This window comes from Pseudomonas sp. AC193 (genome assembly GCF_979258075.1).
The window spans coordinates 1,841,861-1,857,170 of the sequence record NZ_OZ409832.1 but is presented as its reverse complement, the minus strand read 5'-3'; the positions used below and the strand labels follow the sequence as shown (position 1 = coordinate 1,857,170).

The 15,310-nt window shown below is 59.8% G+C and carries 15 protein-coding genes and 1 pseudogene; 10 read left to right on the top strand and 6 right to left on the bottom strand.

Annotated features, from left to right (window positions below):
- Positions 1-25 precede the first annotated feature (25 nt).
- Together ACZZ0D_RS08620 and ACZZ0D_RS08615 are read right to left on the bottom strand one after the other, a co-directional pair.
- Positions 26-529 (bottom strand): RES family NAD+ phosphorylase, encoded by a 504-nt coding sequence (locus ACZZ0D_RS08620; protein WP_053120862.1) that lies wholly within the window; start codon positions 527-529, stop codon positions 26-28.
- Entirely contained in the window at positions 526-1,002 is a 477-nt protein-coding gene (locus ACZZ0D_RS08615; RefSeq protein ID WP_053120865.1) for an antitoxin Xre/MbcA/ParS toxin-binding domain-containing protein, read from the bottom strand. The genes ACZZ0D_RS08620 and ACZZ0D_RS08615 overlap by 4 nt, the downstream gene beginning before the upstream one ends.
- A gap of 663 nt (positions 1,003-1,665) precedes the next feature.
- Here ACZZ0D_RS08615 and ACZZ0D_RS08610 point away from each other — a divergent pair.
- The 3 genes from ACZZ0D_RS08610 to ACZZ0D_RS08600 all read left to right on the top strand — a co-directional run bounded on the left by ACZZ0D_RS08610 (position 1,666) and on the right by ACZZ0D_RS08600 (position 4,858).
- A complete protein-coding gene (locus tag ACZZ0D_RS08610) occupies positions 1,666-2,529 on the top strand; it encodes a LysR family transcriptional regulator (RefSeq protein ID WP_463552931.1) in 864 nt (287 codons plus the stop codon).
- A gap of 110 nt (positions 2,530-2,639) precedes the next feature.
- A complete protein-coding gene (locus tag ACZZ0D_RS08605) occupies positions 2,640-3,785 on the top strand; it encodes a sterol desaturase/SRPBCC family protein (protein WP_463552930.1) in 1,146 nt (381 codons plus the stop codon).
- A 56-nt stretch (positions 3,786-3,841) separates the two neighbouring features.
- Positions 3,842-4,858 carry an SMP-30/gluconolactonase/LRE family protein gene (locus ACZZ0D_RS08600; protein WP_463554776.1) on the top strand — a complete coding sequence of 339 codons (1,017 nt, stop codon included), beginning with the start codon at positions 3,842-3,844 and terminating at the stop codon, positions 4,856-4,858.
- Between the two features lie 108 nt (positions 4,859-4,966).
- Here the strand turns inward: ACZZ0D_RS08600 and ACZZ0D_RS08595 are convergent, their stop codons facing one another.
- Both ACZZ0D_RS08595 and ACZZ0D_RS08590 read right to left on the bottom strand, forming a co-directional pair.
- The gene (locus ACZZ0D_RS08595) at positions 4,967-5,131 is read right to left on the bottom strand and encodes a hypothetical protein (RefSeq protein WP_223026004.1); all 165 of its coding nucleotides are present in this window, start codon (positions 5,129-5,131) and stop codon (positions 4,967-4,969) included.
- 109 nt (positions 5,132-5,240) lie between these two features.
- Positions 5,241-5,483, bottom strand: a complete 243-nt coding sequence (locus ACZZ0D_RS08590) for a YdcH family protein (protein ID WP_053120870.1) — start codon at positions 5,481-5,483, stop codon at positions 5,241-5,243.
- 206 nt (positions 5,484-5,689) lie between these two features.
- On the opposite strand from ACZZ0D_RS08590, the gene ACZZ0D_RS08585 reads away from it, so the two are divergent.
- On the top strand, positions 5,690-6,211 hold the full coding sequence (locus ACZZ0D_RS08585) for a DUF4142 domain-containing protein (protein WP_053120872.1): 522 nt from the start codon (positions 5,690-5,692) through the stop codon (positions 6,209-6,211).
- Between the two features lie 303 nt (positions 6,212-6,514).
- Here the strand turns inward: ACZZ0D_RS08585 and ACZZ0D_RS08580 are convergent, their stop codons facing one another.
- Positions 6,515-6,784: a hypothetical protein gene (locus ACZZ0D_RS08580; protein WP_053120874.1), complete on the bottom strand. Its 270-nt coding sequence runs from the start codon at positions 6,782-6,784 to the stop codon at positions 6,515-6,517.
- Positions 6,785-7,036: 252 nt separating this feature from the next.
- Between ACZZ0D_RS08580 and ACZZ0D_RS08575 the strand changes: the two genes are divergently transcribed.
- From ACZZ0D_RS08575 to ACZZ0D_RS08550, 6 genes and pseudogenes are all read left to right on the top strand, one after another.
- Complete coding sequence (locus ACZZ0D_RS08575; protein WP_053120876.1) at positions 7,037-7,888, top strand: STAS domain-containing protein; 852 nt, start codon at positions 7,037-7,039, stop codon at positions 7,886-7,888.
- 2 nt (positions 7,889-7,890) lie between these two features.
- The gene (locus ACZZ0D_RS08570) at positions 7,891-8,253 is read left to right on the top strand and encodes an STAS domain-containing protein (RefSeq protein ID WP_034155679.1); all 363 of its coding nucleotides are present in this window, start codon (positions 7,891-7,893) and stop codon (positions 8,251-8,253) included.
- A pseudogene (locus ACZZ0D_RS08565) lies at positions 8,250-8,655 on the top strand (anti-sigma regulatory factor). The gene ACZZ0D_RS08570 and the pseudogene ACZZ0D_RS08565 overlap by 4 nt, the downstream one beginning before the upstream one ends.
- Positions 8,652-9,662, top strand: a complete 1,011-nt coding sequence (locus ACZZ0D_RS08560) for an ATP-binding protein (RefSeq protein ID WP_463554775.1) — start codon at positions 8,652-8,654, stop codon at positions 9,660-9,662. Before ACZZ0D_RS08565 ends, ACZZ0D_RS08560 begins: the two are co-directional and overlap by 4 nt.
- A complete protein-coding gene (locus ACZZ0D_RS08555) occupies positions 9,655-10,530 on the top strand; it encodes a sensor histidine kinase (RefSeq protein ID WP_053120878.1) in 876 nt (291 codons plus the stop codon). Before ACZZ0D_RS08560 ends, ACZZ0D_RS08555 begins: the two co-directional genes overlap by 8 nt.
- Positions 10,520-12,463, top strand: a complete 1,944-nt coding sequence (locus ACZZ0D_RS08550) for a response regulator (RefSeq protein WP_463552929.1) — start codon at positions 10,520-10,522, stop codon at positions 12,461-12,463. Before ACZZ0D_RS08555 ends, ACZZ0D_RS08550 begins: the two co-directional genes overlap by 11 nt.
- Positions 12,464-12,570: 107 nt before the next feature.
- Here ACZZ0D_RS08550 and ACZZ0D_RS08545 read toward each other — a convergent pair whose 3' ends face one another.
- On the bottom strand, positions 12,571-15,204 hold the full coding sequence (locus ACZZ0D_RS08545) for an excinuclease ABC subunit UvrA (protein WP_463552928.1): 2,634 nt from the start codon (positions 15,202-15,204) through the stop codon (positions 12,571-12,573).
- Positions 15,205-15,310: the final 106 nt, after the last annotated feature.

Below are 15,310 nucleotides of genomic sequence, written 5' to 3'. Positions count from 1 at the left end.
TTGCGTTCATGAGCCGGAGAAATGGTCAGTTCAGCGCCAACTCTTCCAACAATCGGGTATCCAGGCCGAAACGCTCCTGCGAGATCATGCGGAACTGCCCTTCGGCCAACTCGCAGCTCACCAGCAAATTCCATGAGTGCCGGGTCGCCGCCGAGGGCACCAGCAAGAAAGGGTGTTCGGCGAGTAACGCATCGGCAAAATCTTGCTGATTCGGTGACGTCCGTGCAGGACTCATCCAGTAGGGATTCGGCAATTCTTCCGGCTGGACGACCCGAACCAGGGCCTGATCGGATATCTCAAAGCACGTAAGGACATGGGGTTTTGTATCCAGACGATTAAAACTGCCGTGTGCCGCCACTTCGAGAATGGCCGTGGACGGATCGACTGACGCGTATACAACACGCCGTCCAGGACGGTTCCAGCGTCCCCCCTTACGCTCGGAGCCAATGCCACTGCTCCACGTGCATTTGTAGGCTTCCGGGTCGACACGCCAGGCAAACCAGCGATCATCCCAAGGCAGCGGGTTCATTGATAAACCCCGTATTTTGTCCGGTGCAGGTAGGCGTCGACCACTTGATAACCGAAAGGATTCTCGACCAGCTCAATCGGCTTGTAGCCGTTGAGCCATTTGGTCGGCTTGCGCAACCATTCTTCGGCCTCCGCCTGACCGTCGAAGACCTCGGTGGCAACTTCCAGCACATGGGCATATTGAAAGGCAACCATGCTTTGTTGCTGGCTGAGCAGGAAGGGTTTGCTGTCTTTGAGCAAGCGCCGCACGGTTCGGATGGATTTGCCGGTGATCATCTGAACAAGCTCACCCTCCTGGTAAAGCTCAGAGGTGGCGATCAGATTGACGACGTCCTGCAGTTCGAAACCTTGCTGCGTGTACCGGATGATAAACATAGGGTCTTCACCCCACTCCCTGCCGCGCAAGAGTACGTCGACAGGTTTGCCTTCGACCCGCTTCAGCCCCGTAAACCGAAGCGGTTTAGCAGTGGACATCGCATTGGTCTCCGAGGGGCACCTGGCTCGAACATCGCGCCAAAAATAGCGAGGGTGATAACGCGCTGCGTCGTTTTCAACGTGTATGTTTTGCATGATCCATCCGTTGTCAGGGGCCCGAACGTCCGAGCCGTAAGCGACTTCAATGTCACGTCCGATGTTATAGAACAGGCGTCCGACGACCAACCTGAAACAGTTGTCGGAAATGTCCCGGTATTTGCGAAAAACACTCCGGCATCCGTAGGACGTTACTGGCAGTCAATACGCACGCACAGCAGTAATCATCGGGAAACGTTGACCCTGATCACAGCTGATACCACTCGCAACACTTAATCTTCCCGCTCCATCGAAGGCCAAGGACGGCTCAACGGGCATGGCTGGAATGGTTGCAGATTGGGCTCGTAACGTTGAAGTGGTCAGTTGATTTTGGCGGTGTCTGCTTTTCCCCTCACCCTAGCCCTCTCCCCGAGGGAGAGGGGACTGAAGGGGGGATATTGGCGATTTACGCAGACCTGAAAGTTCGGCTTTGAATCCATAATCGACTCAATCTTTCAGGTCGATGTTTGACGTCAGACAGCTCGGTCAGTCCCCTCTCGCCCCGGGAGAGGGTTAGTGAGGGGCTTTTGCCCTTACAATACGCCGACCTCCCAAACCGGCCCGCCCATGGACATCGACCTCGCTCGCACCTTTCTCGAAATCGTCCGCCACGGCAGTCTCGCCGCCGCTGCGCAGAAGCTGTTCGTCACACAAACAGCGATCACCGCCCGCGTGCAAAAACTCGAAAGCCAACTGGGCAGTACGTTGTTCGTACGCAATCGCGCCGGGGCAAAACTGACGCCCAACGGCGAAGCGTTCGTGGTCTATGCCAATCAACTGGTGCAAACCTGGGAAGCCGCGCGTCGTGATCTACCGCTCCCCGAAGGCCTGCACAACGTGTTGCACATCGGTGGTGAAGTCAGCCTGTGCAATCCGCTGATGCTCAGTTGGGCCGCTGAACTGCGCGAGAAAATCCCTGGGCATGCCCTGCGCATGGAAATTCGCGACGGTGAAAACCTGCTGCGGCAACTCGAACTCGGCGTTCTTGACGCCGCGCTGGTCTATCAGCCGGAATACTGGCCGGGACTGCAGGTCGAGCAAGTGCTGGAAGAGAAACTGATTCTGGTACGCGCACCCGAGCGTCCCGATCCCTACGTTTACATCGACTGGGGCCCGGATTTCCGTCGTCAGCACGACGCCGCCCTGCCGGAAAAAGCCAAAGCTGCGCTGAGTTTCAACCTCGGCCCGCTGGCTCTGCAATACATCCTCGAACACGGCGGCAGCGGCTATTTCCGTACCCGCGTGGTTCGCACGTATCTGGAAAGCGGCGCGCTGGAAGCGGTGACCAAAGCGCCGGAGTTCAGCTACCCGACGTATCTGGTGTATTCGCGAGATCGCGACTCGGCAACGCTGCAACAGGCCTTTGATCTGCTGCGCGAGGTGATCAACACCGATGACGACTGGTCTCAGCGCTGGAACCCACTGAGCTGATAGCCGTTTTACACCGAAGCATGGCGCATGTGACCTCAAGGTTCAGCCTGCACAAATGGCCGGATCGGCTACGCTGCCGGGTATAACAACGATACCCGCAGGTGAACGCAGTGAGGCAGACCACCGAGGCATTTCGCAGCCGCTACCGTGCGGCCATTCATCCGCGCTACAACCCGTGGCTGCACGGGGTTTTCGTGCTGCTGTTCGGCGTGCTCGCCATCGCCGGATTCTGGGGCACCGTGCAGCAAGTGCGGCCGCTGGAATGGCTGACCGTGCCGTTGAGCCTGTTGCTGTTCAACTTCGGCGTGTACATGGTTCATCGCCATCTCGGCCACCATAAAAAAGCCTTCGCGAAGATGTTCTACGCCCGGCATGCCGGTGATCATCACAGCTTCTTCACCCCCGGCCACATGACCTATGACAGCGCCCGCGACTGGCGGGTGATTCTGTTCCCGGCATGGCTGATCGTCATTCACACGCTGCTGATCACCCTGCCGCTGTGGTGGCTGATCGCGCAGGTGAACGCCAATGTCGCCGGGCTCTTTGCCGGGTGCATGGTGCTTGGTTACTTGACTTACGAAGTGTTCCACGCCTGCGAGCATCTGCCGCCGAACAACCCCCTGACACGCTTGCCGTGGATCCGGCAGATGCGCCGTTTGCACGAGTTGCATCATAGGCGCGAACGCATGCAGGAACGTAATTTCAATATCGTTTTTCCGCTGATGGACTACCTGTTCGGCACCCTTTACTGGGAGTCGGAACCCGCCCCTTTGAGCTATTCGACAATGCCCATGACCCGCCTGCAGCACCAGATCGATATCGCCGGTGAGCCGATCGCCGTGCTCGCCTACGCCGCCAGCGTTAACCGCTGGCCAGAGTGGCATCCGTCATCGCTGAAGATCGACGGTGCACACGGCCCGCTGCATGCCGGCTCGCGTTTCGAAGAGGACATTCATGCCGGCGGCCGCTCAGGGCATTTGCGCTGGGAAGTCACCGAATACCTGCCGGGCCGCCGCTGGTGCGCGCGGGCTCAAGGTGATCATGGCTTGTCGTTGCTGCTGACGTATGAGTGCGCGGCCGAAGGTAACGGCACGCGGTTTGTGCGCACGCTGGATTATCGCTTTGAAGGTTTGGGCATGCGCATCGCCAATCACCTGCTGCTCAAACGCCGGATTGATCGCGAATCGGCGGCGTCGATGTTGGCCTTGCGCGACATGGCTGCTCAGCACTTGGCTTCGGCGAGGGCCAGCGCGTGAAGGTGCGGCACGTTGTGTTGTTACTGCTCGTCATCGTCATCGGATATTTACTGCTGATGCCGACCAAAATCGAACCGGTCGCCTGGTCGCCGCAGCCCGCGCCATCGCTGAAAGAAGGCCCCTACGCCGAGAACCAGAAACTCAAAAGCGCAGCGCAAGTCGGGCCGAGCGATATCGAAGGACCGGAAGCGCTGCTGCTGGAAGAGGATTACCTGATCACCGGCCTGCATGACGGCCGACTGATCCGCACCAGTCTCGATGGCACGCAGCGCCAAGTGCTGGCCGATACCGGCGGGCGTCCGCTGGGATTGGCTCGGCATCCGAACGGCATGCTGGTCATTGCCGACGGGGTCAAAGGCTTGCTGTCGCTGGATGCGCAAGGGCAATTGATCCCGCTGACCACCGCCGCCAATGGACTGGCCTTCGGTTTCACCGATGACGTGGCGATCGATGCGCCCGGGCATTTCGCCTACTTCAGCGATGCGAGCAGCCGCTGGGGTTACGGCCATGACGGCGAGGCGATCATCGAGCACGGCGGCGATGGGCGTTTGCTGCGTTATGACTTTCAAACCGGCAAGACCAGCGTGCTGCTCGACAAACTGGAGTTCGCCAACGGCGTGACCCTCGGCCCGGACGACGCCTATGTGCTGGTCAATGAAACCGGGGCTTATCGCATCAGCCGCTATTGGCTGACCGGGCCGAAAGCCGGCACTCACGACCTGTTTATCGACAATCTGCCGGGGCTGCCGGACAACCTCGCGTTCAATGGCCGTGACCGGTTTTGGGTGGCGCTGTATGCGCCGCGCAATACGCTGCTGGACGCCACGGCGGGGCATCCATTTCTGCGCAAGATGATTGTACGGGCGTTGAAGCTGGTGCCGGCGCCGGTGGACAAGCGCGGATTTGTGCTGGGGCTGGATCTGGACGGCAAGGTGATTGCCAATTTGCAGGATGCCAGCGATGGCAATTATTCGCCGATTACCACGGTTAGGGAGTATGGGCGGTGGTTGTATTTTGGGTCGTTGAAGGCGACGCATATGGCGCGGATGTCGTTGGATGGGGCCCTTAAGTGAATCTGGTGGATTGATGTTGAATTGAACGACGCCTTCGCGGGCAAGCCTTGCTCCTACAGTTGAAATGCAATCATCTGTAGGAGCAAGGCTTGCCCGCGAAGGCGTCAGTCAGTTACTGGATTTATCGAATTTGTCGGGATCTTCGTCTTCCGGCAGATCCTCATCCAGCTCTTCCGGATTAGCCGTCGTGTGCGCCGGGCTATTCGGCTCAGGATGCGTCGGAACCGGGTCAAAAGCGCCCTGCTCTTCACTGGGGAATTTGGGATCGTTCATAAGGCACCTCGCAAAGAGTCGATGATTGAAGACTCTGAACATTCGAGGTGCCGGTCGGGGCTGTCGTTCCAGTCAATCCGCAACCGATGGTCGGCGGATCAACCCGCCTTCAGGATCGCGCCTGCAATTGCTCGACAATCTTGTCTTTAACCTGCAAGCGTTTCTCTTTGAGTTTTTTCAGCGTGTCATCGCTGGGCGCATCCGAGGTCGCCGTCTCGGCCTTGACTACATCGGCGTCTGCCTGGGAATACTTGTTGATCAGTGCGTCCAGATGTGGATCCGCGGTGCGTTTTTGCTGGATCTCTTCCTTCGTAAGCTTCAAATCCTGTAACAAGTCATGAGTCACCGGCATGGAACACCTCCGTCAATTGATCGGCTGGCCCGCGCGACCGATTGCGCAGGCCAGTTATCAGAATGGCCTCGGTTGGGGCGTTCTGTCGACCACCTGTCAGACCAGCGGTGCCCGTTCGTCGCCCTGTCGCAAATGCGATAAAACCTTTAAACGCCGCGCTGCCTCCATTGAGTATCACCAACAAAAACCTGCGTGGAGATACACCAATGGACGGATTCAACTTGCGTCATCTGTTTTTGGCTGTCGCTTTGAGCACCGGTATGGGCAGCGCTTTCGCCGCGACTGACAATGATTTCGTCGATAACGCCGCTGCCGGTGGTATCGCTGAAATCGAAGCGAGTCGCCTGGCCCTGGAAAAGAGCTCATCGGCCGACATCAAAGCGTTTGCCAACATGATGATCACTGACCATGGCAAGGCTAACGATGAGCTGGCGAGCATTGCCAAGGCCAACGATATCGAGGTGCCGGATACTACGACGCTGGTCAAACAGGCCAAGGAAAAAATCCTCGACATGCGTGATGAGTCGTTTGATGCGGCCTACGCTAACAATCAGGTGAAGGCGCACGAAGAGACCATTGAGCTGTTCAAGAAACAGGCGAATACCGTGACGGATGACAAGGTCAAGGGCGCGACTGAATTGAAGGCGTTTGCGCAGAAAATGTTGCCGGGGCTGGAGAAACATCTGGCGGCGGCGAAAGAGCTGCAGGCCAAGCATCCTAGCAAGTAAAGGCTTTACCCTCACCCCAGCCCTCTCCCGGAGGTAGAGGGGGGCCGACCGAGTTGAATGTTCGAGATACGTCGACCTGAAAGGTCTGCATCGAACTCATGATCCAGACGCTAACTCAGGTTCAAGTATCGAAATCCAGAGTCGAACTCAGATTTTGAACAACACAAAGATCGGCTCCCTTCCCCCTCTACCCCTTGGGGGAGAGGGCTGGGGTGAGGGGGATCGATCCAGACAACACCACAGTATCCAAGCGAATAAAAAAGCCGCATCCAAAAGATGCGGCCTCATCATTTACGCCCAACCTCAACCCCCATCCGTATCAATATCCGCATCCGTCTCCTCCCCGGGCTCCGCACGATCCGGCTTAGGCTCAAACCCCGGGCTGAACTCGTTGTCATTGTCCGTATGCTTGTTCTTCTGATCCACCGCCGGATCGGCACTTTGCGCCTGGCCGTCCTCACCCTGCTGCTGCGTCGGCGCAGGCTGCCCCGGCACTTGCGGATCGATTGCCGGATCGTTACGGTTGATCGGTTCGGAGGATTGATTCTGTTGCGGATTGGTTTGCTCGTTCATAATCACCTCGTTCGTCAAAGCAAGCGCGACTGAAACCAGCCGGGCCTTGAAGATTCGAAGCCTGCACCACGTCAACGTTCAAAACATCTCCACTCCCCGTCACGCCGACTAGAGTTACCGGGGCGTTCGTTGCGCCAGATCAAAAATATCCTGGCGGGATCGAACAACTATTTAGAACGGCAAATGTCGATGTCTTCGCGCCGATCAATTTTTATCGAATCGGCCCCAAATTCGTTACGGAGCAACAGGCACATGGCAGCACTGCAGAACAGCACACTCGATGCGATGAAAAACAAGCAAACGCAACTGCTGAGCGAATGGATCAACGGCCTGCAAGCCAGCGGTTCCACACGCAATCTGAAAGAACACGACCTGCAGCAACAAACCTCCGAATTTCTGCAACTGGTGGTCAGCGGTCTCGAGAACGACAACGGCACCAACATCGCCACGCCAGGTTGGGAGGCGACCCGCCAGTTCCTCGAAAAGCTCTCGCACAGTCGCGCCCTGCTCGGCCAGGATTCGCAGCAAACCGCCAGCTTCATTTTCGCCCTCAAAGGCCCGCTGTTTAACCTGCTGCAAGCTCACTACAAAGAACAACCGGCGCTGCTCGCCGAACAACTCTGGGAAATATCCGAGCTGCTCGACGCGTTCGGCATGCACACCATCCGCACCTTCCAGAAATCCCGTGAAGCGGTGATCAAGCGTCAGCAGGAAGAACTGCTGGAACTGTCGACCCCGGTGGTCAAGCTGTGGGACGGCGTTTTGGCGCTGCCGATGATCGGCACGCTCGATTCGCAACGCACGCAAGTGGTGATGGAATCGCTGCTGCAACGCATCGTCGACACCGGTTCGGAAATCGCCATCATCGACATCACCGGCGTGCCAACCGTCGACACTCTGGTTGCGCAACACCTGCTGAAAACCGTCACCGCGATTCGTCTGATGGGCGCTGACTGCATCATCAGCGGCGTGCGTCCGCAAATCGCGCAAACCATCGTCCACCTTGGCCTCGACCTGCAAGGCGTGGTGACCAAAGCCAACCTGGCAGACGCGTTGAAACTGGCCCTGACCCGTCTGGGTATCAGCCTCGTCAAGACGGCTTAAGCATGGAACGTATCCCGATTCTTCAGATGGGCGACTTTTTGCTGGTGACCATTCAGGTCGACATGCATGACCAACTCGCCCTCACCCTGCAGGACGATTTGTCCGAACGCATCAGCAAAACCTCGGCGCGCGGGGTGTTGATCGACATCTCGGCGCTGGACATGGTCGACTCGTTCATCGGCCGGATGATCGGCACGATTTCCGGCCTGTCGAAAATCATGGACGCCGAAACCGTGTTGGTCGGCATGCAGCCCGCCGTCGCGATTACCCTGGTTGAACTCGGCATGACTTTGCCCGGCGTGAGCACCGCGCTGAACGTCGAGCGAGGGATGAAACTGCTGCGAGAACGAGTATTGCAACAATGACCGTGCGCAGTAGCGGTACTCAACCGATCCATATCGAGCAAGACGTGGTACTCGCGCGTCAGACCGCGCGCAAGCTCGCCACCGAGTGCGGCATGCGCCTGATCGACCTGACCAAAATGGTCACGGCGGTCAGCGAGCTGGCGCGTAACACCATGGTCTACGGCGGTGGCGGCGACATGGACTGGCAGATTCTCGACGAGGATCACAAGGTCGGCCTGCGTCTGACGTTTCGCGATGAAGGCCCCGGCATTCCCGACTTGAAACTGGCGATGACCGATGGCTGGACGCTCCGGCAGCGGCATGGGGCTGGGCCTGACCGGCGCTAAACGACTGGTAGAAGAGTTCGAACTCGACACCGAACCCGGCAAAGGCACTCGAATAACGATTACCCGATGGACATGAATATCCGCTCCAGCCTGACCCAGGTGCTGCCGATCGAGGACAGCAGCCAGATCGGCTACGCACGGCGTACCGCGCAGCAATTGGCCGAACGGCATGGCTTCGATGAACGCGATGCGGGGCGTGTTGCACTGGTGGCGACAGAGTTGGCCAGCAACATACTCAAGCACGCCAGCCACGGTGAAATGCACTTGCGGGTGTTGCCGCGCCCTGATGGTTTCGGCATCGAAATGCTCGCCGTGGATCGCGCCCAGGGTTTTGATCTGGAGGCTTGTCTGGCCGACGGCTTCTCCACCGGCGGCACCCAAGGCATCGGTCTCGGCTCGATTTCGCGCCAGGCCGAAGTGTTTGATGTCTACGCCGATAACCGTGGCGCCGTGCTGTTGGCGCGACTGTATCCGCGCGCTGACCGGGGGCCAGACATTCGCTTCGGTGTCAGCCAGCACTCGCTGCACAACGATCCCGCGTGCGGCGACGTCTGGCACCTGGCCTATGAGGACGGCAACATCAGTGCGTTGATCATCGACGGTCTGGGCCATGGCGAAGAAGCCGAACGCGCCGGCCTTGCAGGCGCCGAAACCTTCGCCCTGACGCCGTTCGCCGAACCGGTCATGCTGATGGAGGACATGCATCGCGACATGATCGGCAGCCGGGGCGGCGCTGTCGCGTTTACCCAGTTCAACGCGCACCGCGACAGTCTGACTTTTGCCGGCGTCGGCAACATTGGCGCCAGCCTGATCTCCGCCGACAAATCCCGCGGGCTGGCCTCGCACCCAGGCATTGTTGGCGTGCAATACCGGAAAGCCCGACCCTTTGACTATGCTCACGTGAACGGACATCTATTGATCATGTACAGCGACGGCTTGCAGTCCCGTTGGAACCTTCAAGACTACCCCGGCCTGGTGCACCGCCATCCCGCCGTGATAGCCAGCGTCCTGCACCGCGACTTCTGTCGCGGGCGCGACGATGTAACGGTGCTGGTCGTTGCCCTGGAGGCCGCCCATGGCTGAGTCGCCGATTCTCAACAGCGCCGAACAGGCCGCGCTGATTGCGCAATTGCAGAGCGAAACCGCGGCCCTGCGCGAAGAGCTCGATGAAACCAACCAGGGCGTGCTGGCCCTGTACGCCGAACTCGATATTCAGGCTGAGGAGCTGCGCCAGGCCTCGGACTTGAAGAGCCGTTTTCTGTCGTACATGAGCCACGAGTTCCGCACGCCGCTGGGCTCGATCCTGAGCATCAACAGCCTGCTCGCCGATGAACTCGACGGCCCGCTCAGCCCTGAGCAGCACAAACAGGTCGCGTTCGTCAGCACTGCCGCTCGCGAGCTCAGCGACATGGTCGATGACTTGCTCGATCTGGCGAAAATCGAGGCCGGGCGCATCACCATTTCGCCGGCGTGGTTCGACATGTTCGACCTGTTCTCGGCACTGCGCGGGATGTTCCGGCCGATTGTCGATGCTTCGGCGGTCGATCTGATTTTCGAAGAACCGGTCGGCCTGCCACGGCTGTACACCGACGACAAGAAACTCGCGCAGATCTTGCGCAACTTCATTTCCAACTCGCTGAAGTTCACCACACGTGGCGAAGTGCGGGTGTCGGCGCGGCTCGAAGGCATCGACAAAGTACGTTTTGCCGTCAGCGACACCGGTATTGGTATCGCTGCCGAGCTGCATGGCGCATTGTTCGAGGACTTTTCCCAGGTCGACTCGCCGTTGCAGAAACGTCTGCGCGGCACCGGGCTGGGCCTGTCGCTGTGTAAACGCTTCGCGGCCCTGCTGGGCGGTGAAGTCGGCCTGGAAAGCACGCCGGGGGTCGGTTCGACCTTCTTCGTGATCATTCCGCTGGCGATCGCTCTGGAGAACGTCGATGAAACGTGACATCCGCCTGTTGATCGTCGACGACAACGTCGCCACCCGCTACGCCCTGCGCCGGCGTCTGGAACGCCACGACTACCAAGTGCTGGAGGCCGGCACCGGGACTGACGGACTGGCGTTGATCGAGAGCGAACCGCTGGATGCGCTGATCCTCGACGTCAACCTGCCGGACATGAGCGGTTTCGACATTGTGCGCATCTTGCGTGCCGATGCGCGCACCGCGTTGCTGCCAGTGATCCACGTGTCCGCCGCCTCGATTCAGACCGGCGACATCATCACCGGTCTCGACGCCGGCGCCGATGCTTACTTGATTCACCCGGTCGACCCGGACGTGTTGCTCGCGACCCTGCGCACACTGCTGCGAGTGCGCGACACCGAAAACGCCCTGCGTGAGAGCGAGGCGCGATTCCGCGAGATTTTCGCCAACGTGTCGGCACCGATTGCCGTGCTTGATGCGCAATTGAAAGTGCATGAATGTAATCACGCCTTCGCTCAGCTGATTCTTGACAATCAGGATCCGCAAACCCTGCGCGAATGCTTCGCCGACGATCAAAGCGCAATCCTCAACGAACTGCGCCTGCGCCTGGTCGATGGCGAACGCTGGAAAGGCACGCTGAACATGCGCGTGCTCGGTGAGCTTCGCGAGACTGAATGGCAGATTTCGCCGTACCGCACGCCGGAGCTGAGCCTGGTGTTCGTCGAAGACGTCACCGAACACCGTCATCGCGAACGCTCGCACCTGGCGCGACTGGACGACACCACCACGCAACTGGCCAAGGAAGTCGCCGAGCGTGTGCGTGCCGAATCGCAACTGCTGCAAGTGCAGAAAATGGATGCGCTGGGCAAACTCACCGGCGGCATCGCCCACGACTTCAACAACCTGCTGACCGGCATCATCACCAGCCTGGAATTGATTCAGAAACGCGTGGCTGACGATCGACCGGAAAAGGTGCAGTTCTACGCCAAAGCGGCACTGAACTCGGCAATGAGCGCCGCCGCCCTCACCCATCGCTTGCTGGCCTTCGCCCGTCAGCAACCGCTGGACACGCGGCCGGTGGACATCAACGAGCATGTGCGTTCGCTGGAAGAACTGCTGACCCGCACCATCGGCGAACGCATCAACCTCAAGCTTGAGCTGACCAGCAAACCGGCGATCGCGCTGGTCGACCCGGTGCAACTGGAAAGTGCGGTGCTCAATCTGGTGATCAACGCCCGCGATGCGCTGCCCTCGGGCGGTAATGTCTGGGTCAACACTTACGCCGCTTATTCCCATGGCGATCCGAACCTGGCCGATGGCGCTTACGTCGCACTGTCGGTGCGCGATGACGGCACGGGCATTGAGCACAACGTGATCGACAAGGTCTTCGATCCGTTCTTCACCACCAAACCGCTGGGCCAGGGCACAGGGTTGGGGTTGTCGACGATTTACGGTTTCGCCCGCCAGTCCGGTGGCGATGCGCACATTCGTAGCGTGGCGCGACGTGGTACCGAAGTGACAATCATGTTGCCGGCGACCAGCGATCCGACCGGTGCTGACATTCCGGCGCCGGTGGTCGATCCGCAGGGCACCGGTGAGCATGTGCTGATCGTCGAGGACATGCCGTCGGTGCGGATGTTTGTCACTGAAGTGCTGGAGGATGCCGGTTATCGCTGTACGCAGGCGGCGGATATCGAAACGGCGCTGGAACGATTGCAGAACGATGCGTCGATCAATCTGCTGCTGACTGATGTTGGTTTACCGCGCATGAGCGGGCGGGAACTGGCGGACGTGGCGCGGGGCTGGCGTGAGGGTTTGCCGATCCTGTTTATGACCGGGTATGCGGAAACGGCGATCAATCGGCAGGTTTTTCTGGGCACGGGCATGGACATGCTGGTCAAACCGTTCCAGATCAGCGAACTGCTCGACAAAGTCCGCCGCACCCTCGACGGTGCCTGACAGACCGCTTTCGCGAGCAAGCTCGGCTCCTACAGTGTTCTGCGGTGTACTCGGAACCATCGTAGGAGCTGAGCTTGCTCGCGAAGAGGCCTGCCAGGCCAATACACCTATCGGTTCAACGCGCGGGCCAAAAACGGCGCAGTCTTGCTCTTCTTGCTCGCCGCAACCTTCTGCGGCGTGCCCGCCACCACAATCCTGCCGCCCTGATCGCCCGCACCCGGGCCGATGTCGATCACCCAGTCACTCTGCGCGACCACGCGCATTTCGTGCTCGACCACAATCACCGTATGACCCGCCGTCACCAGCGTATCCAGTTGTTCCAGCAACCGGTCAACATCGCGCGGATGCAATCCTGTGGTCGGTTCATCGAGCACATACAACGTCGCGCCGCGTTGATTGCGTTGCAACTCGGTGGCCAGTTTGATTCGCTGTGCTTCACCGCCGGACAACTCTGTGGCCGGTTGCCCGAGGCGCAAATATCCGAGGCCAATATCACGCAGCACTTCCAGCGAACGACGAATCCCCGGCTGCCCGGCAAACACCGTCACCGCCTCATCGACCGTCAATTGCAGCACCTGCGCGATGCTCAAGCCCTCCCACAGCACCGCCAGCGTCTGCGGGTTATACCGCGCGCCATGACAGGTCGGGCACGGCGCATACACGCTGGGCATAAACAACAATTCCACACTGACGAACCCTTCGCCCTCGCACGTGGCGCAACGGCCCTTGGCGACGTTGAAGGAGAACTGCCCGGCGTCGTACCCCGCCGAGCGCGCCTCGGGGGTGGCGGCGAACAGCTTGCGCACGTTGTCGAACAGCCCGGTGTAGGTCGCCAGATTGGAGCGCGGTGTGCGGCCGATGGGTTTCTGATCAACTTGCACCAGCCGTTTGATCGATTCCAGTCCAGCCGTGACCTGGCCGCTGCTGACCTGCGGCGCATCGTCTTCGAGGCTGAGCTCTTCCGCTTCGCTTTCAACCGTCGGCCGCCCTAGTTGCGCGCCGACCAGTTCGAGCAATGCCTGACTGACCAGACTCGACTTGCCCGAGCCGGAGACACCGGTGACCGAGGTAAAACAGCCCAAGGGAAATTCAGCACTGAGGTTGTTGAGGTTATTGCGGGTGATGCCATCAAGTTTCAGCCACGCCGTCGGCTTGCGCGCGGCGCGAGTTTGTCGCTGGGTTTCAGCAAACAGATAAGCGCGGGTTTGCGACTCTTTAATATCGGCCAATCCCGCTGGAGGGCCGCTGAACAACACCTGCCCGCCCTTCTCGCCCGCCGCCGGGCCTACGTCGATCAACCAGTCAGCGCGGCGCATGGTTTCCAGATCATGCTCGACCACGAACAGCGTGTTGCCGTCCGCCTTCAGCCGCTGCAAAGCCTCGAACAACGCCTCGCCATCCGCTGGATGCAAACCGGCAGAAGGTTCATCGAGCACATAGATCACGCCGAACAACTGCGAGCCCAGTTGCGTCGCCAGGCGCAACCGTTGCAGCTCACCGGACGACAACGTCGGCGTGCTGCGCTCCAGCGCCAGATAACCGAGACCGAGATCGGTCAGGGTGCTGACCCGCTCCAGTAGATCCTCGGCAATGCGCTGCGCCGCCAGACGCTTCTCCAGCGACAGGTTCGGCGTGTGTCGCACATCCGGCGCACTCGCGTGACCACTGCCGCCGTGGGCCACCCTTTGCTGACGAGCCTCGCGGGTTTGCGCATGGCTCAGGGTTTCGCCGGTTTCTTCGGCGTGCTGCAGATAACTCTGCGCCGCCACAGGCTTCAACACTTCCGCCACTTGCAACAACGGCATCTGCGACAACTCACCAATGTCGTACCCGGCAAAGGTCACCGACAACGCTTCACGCTTAAGGCGTTTGCCGTCACATAACGGGCATGGACTGCCGAGCATGAATTGCGAAACACGCTTCTTCATCAGCGCACTTTGCGAATGGGTGAACGTGTGCAAGATGTAGCGACGCGCGCCGGTGAAGGTGCCCTGGTAGCTCGGCTCCATTTTGCGCTTGAGGGCGACGCGGGTTTCTTCCGGGGTCAGCCCGGCGTACACCGGCACGGTCGGGGTTTCTTCGGTGAAGAGAATCCAGTCGCGCTGCTTTTTCGGCAGTTTCTTCCACGGAATGTCGACGTCGATGCCCATGGTCACGAGGATGTCGCGCAGGTTCTGCCCTTGCCACGCCAGCGGCCAGGAGGCCACGGCGCGCTGGCGGATGGTCAGGTTCGGATCGGGCACCATCAGCGCTTCGGTGACTTCATAGACCCGGCCGAGGCCATGGCAGTCCGGACAGGCGCCCTGCGGGGTGTTCGGCGAAAAGTCTTCGGCGTACAGCATCGCCTGCCCCGGCGGGTAACTGCCGGCGCGCGAATAGAGCATGCGGATCAGGCTCGACAACGTGGTCACGCTGCCCACTGAAGACCGCGTGCTCGGCGTGCCGCGCTGTTGTTGCAGGGCCACGGCGGGCGGCAGGCCCTCGATGGAATCGACATCGGGCACGCCGACCTGATCGATCAGCCTTCTCGCGTAGGGTGCGACGGATTCGAAGTAGCGGCGCTGGGCTTCGGCATACAAGGTCGAGAATGCCAACGAGGATTTGCCCGAACCGGACACACCGGTGAACACCACCAGCGCATCGCGGGGGATGTCGATGTCGACGTTCTTCAGGTTGTGTTCACGCGCGCCCCGCACACGAACCATGCCGGCGGGCGCTTTGGAATTACGCTTGGAAGTCATTGGCGGGCCTTGATCGAAGAACAGAAAAAACGTCTATGACTAATGAGGCCTCATTGATTGCGGAGTTCATTGTGGCGAGGGGATTTATCCCCGTTGGAGTGCGAAG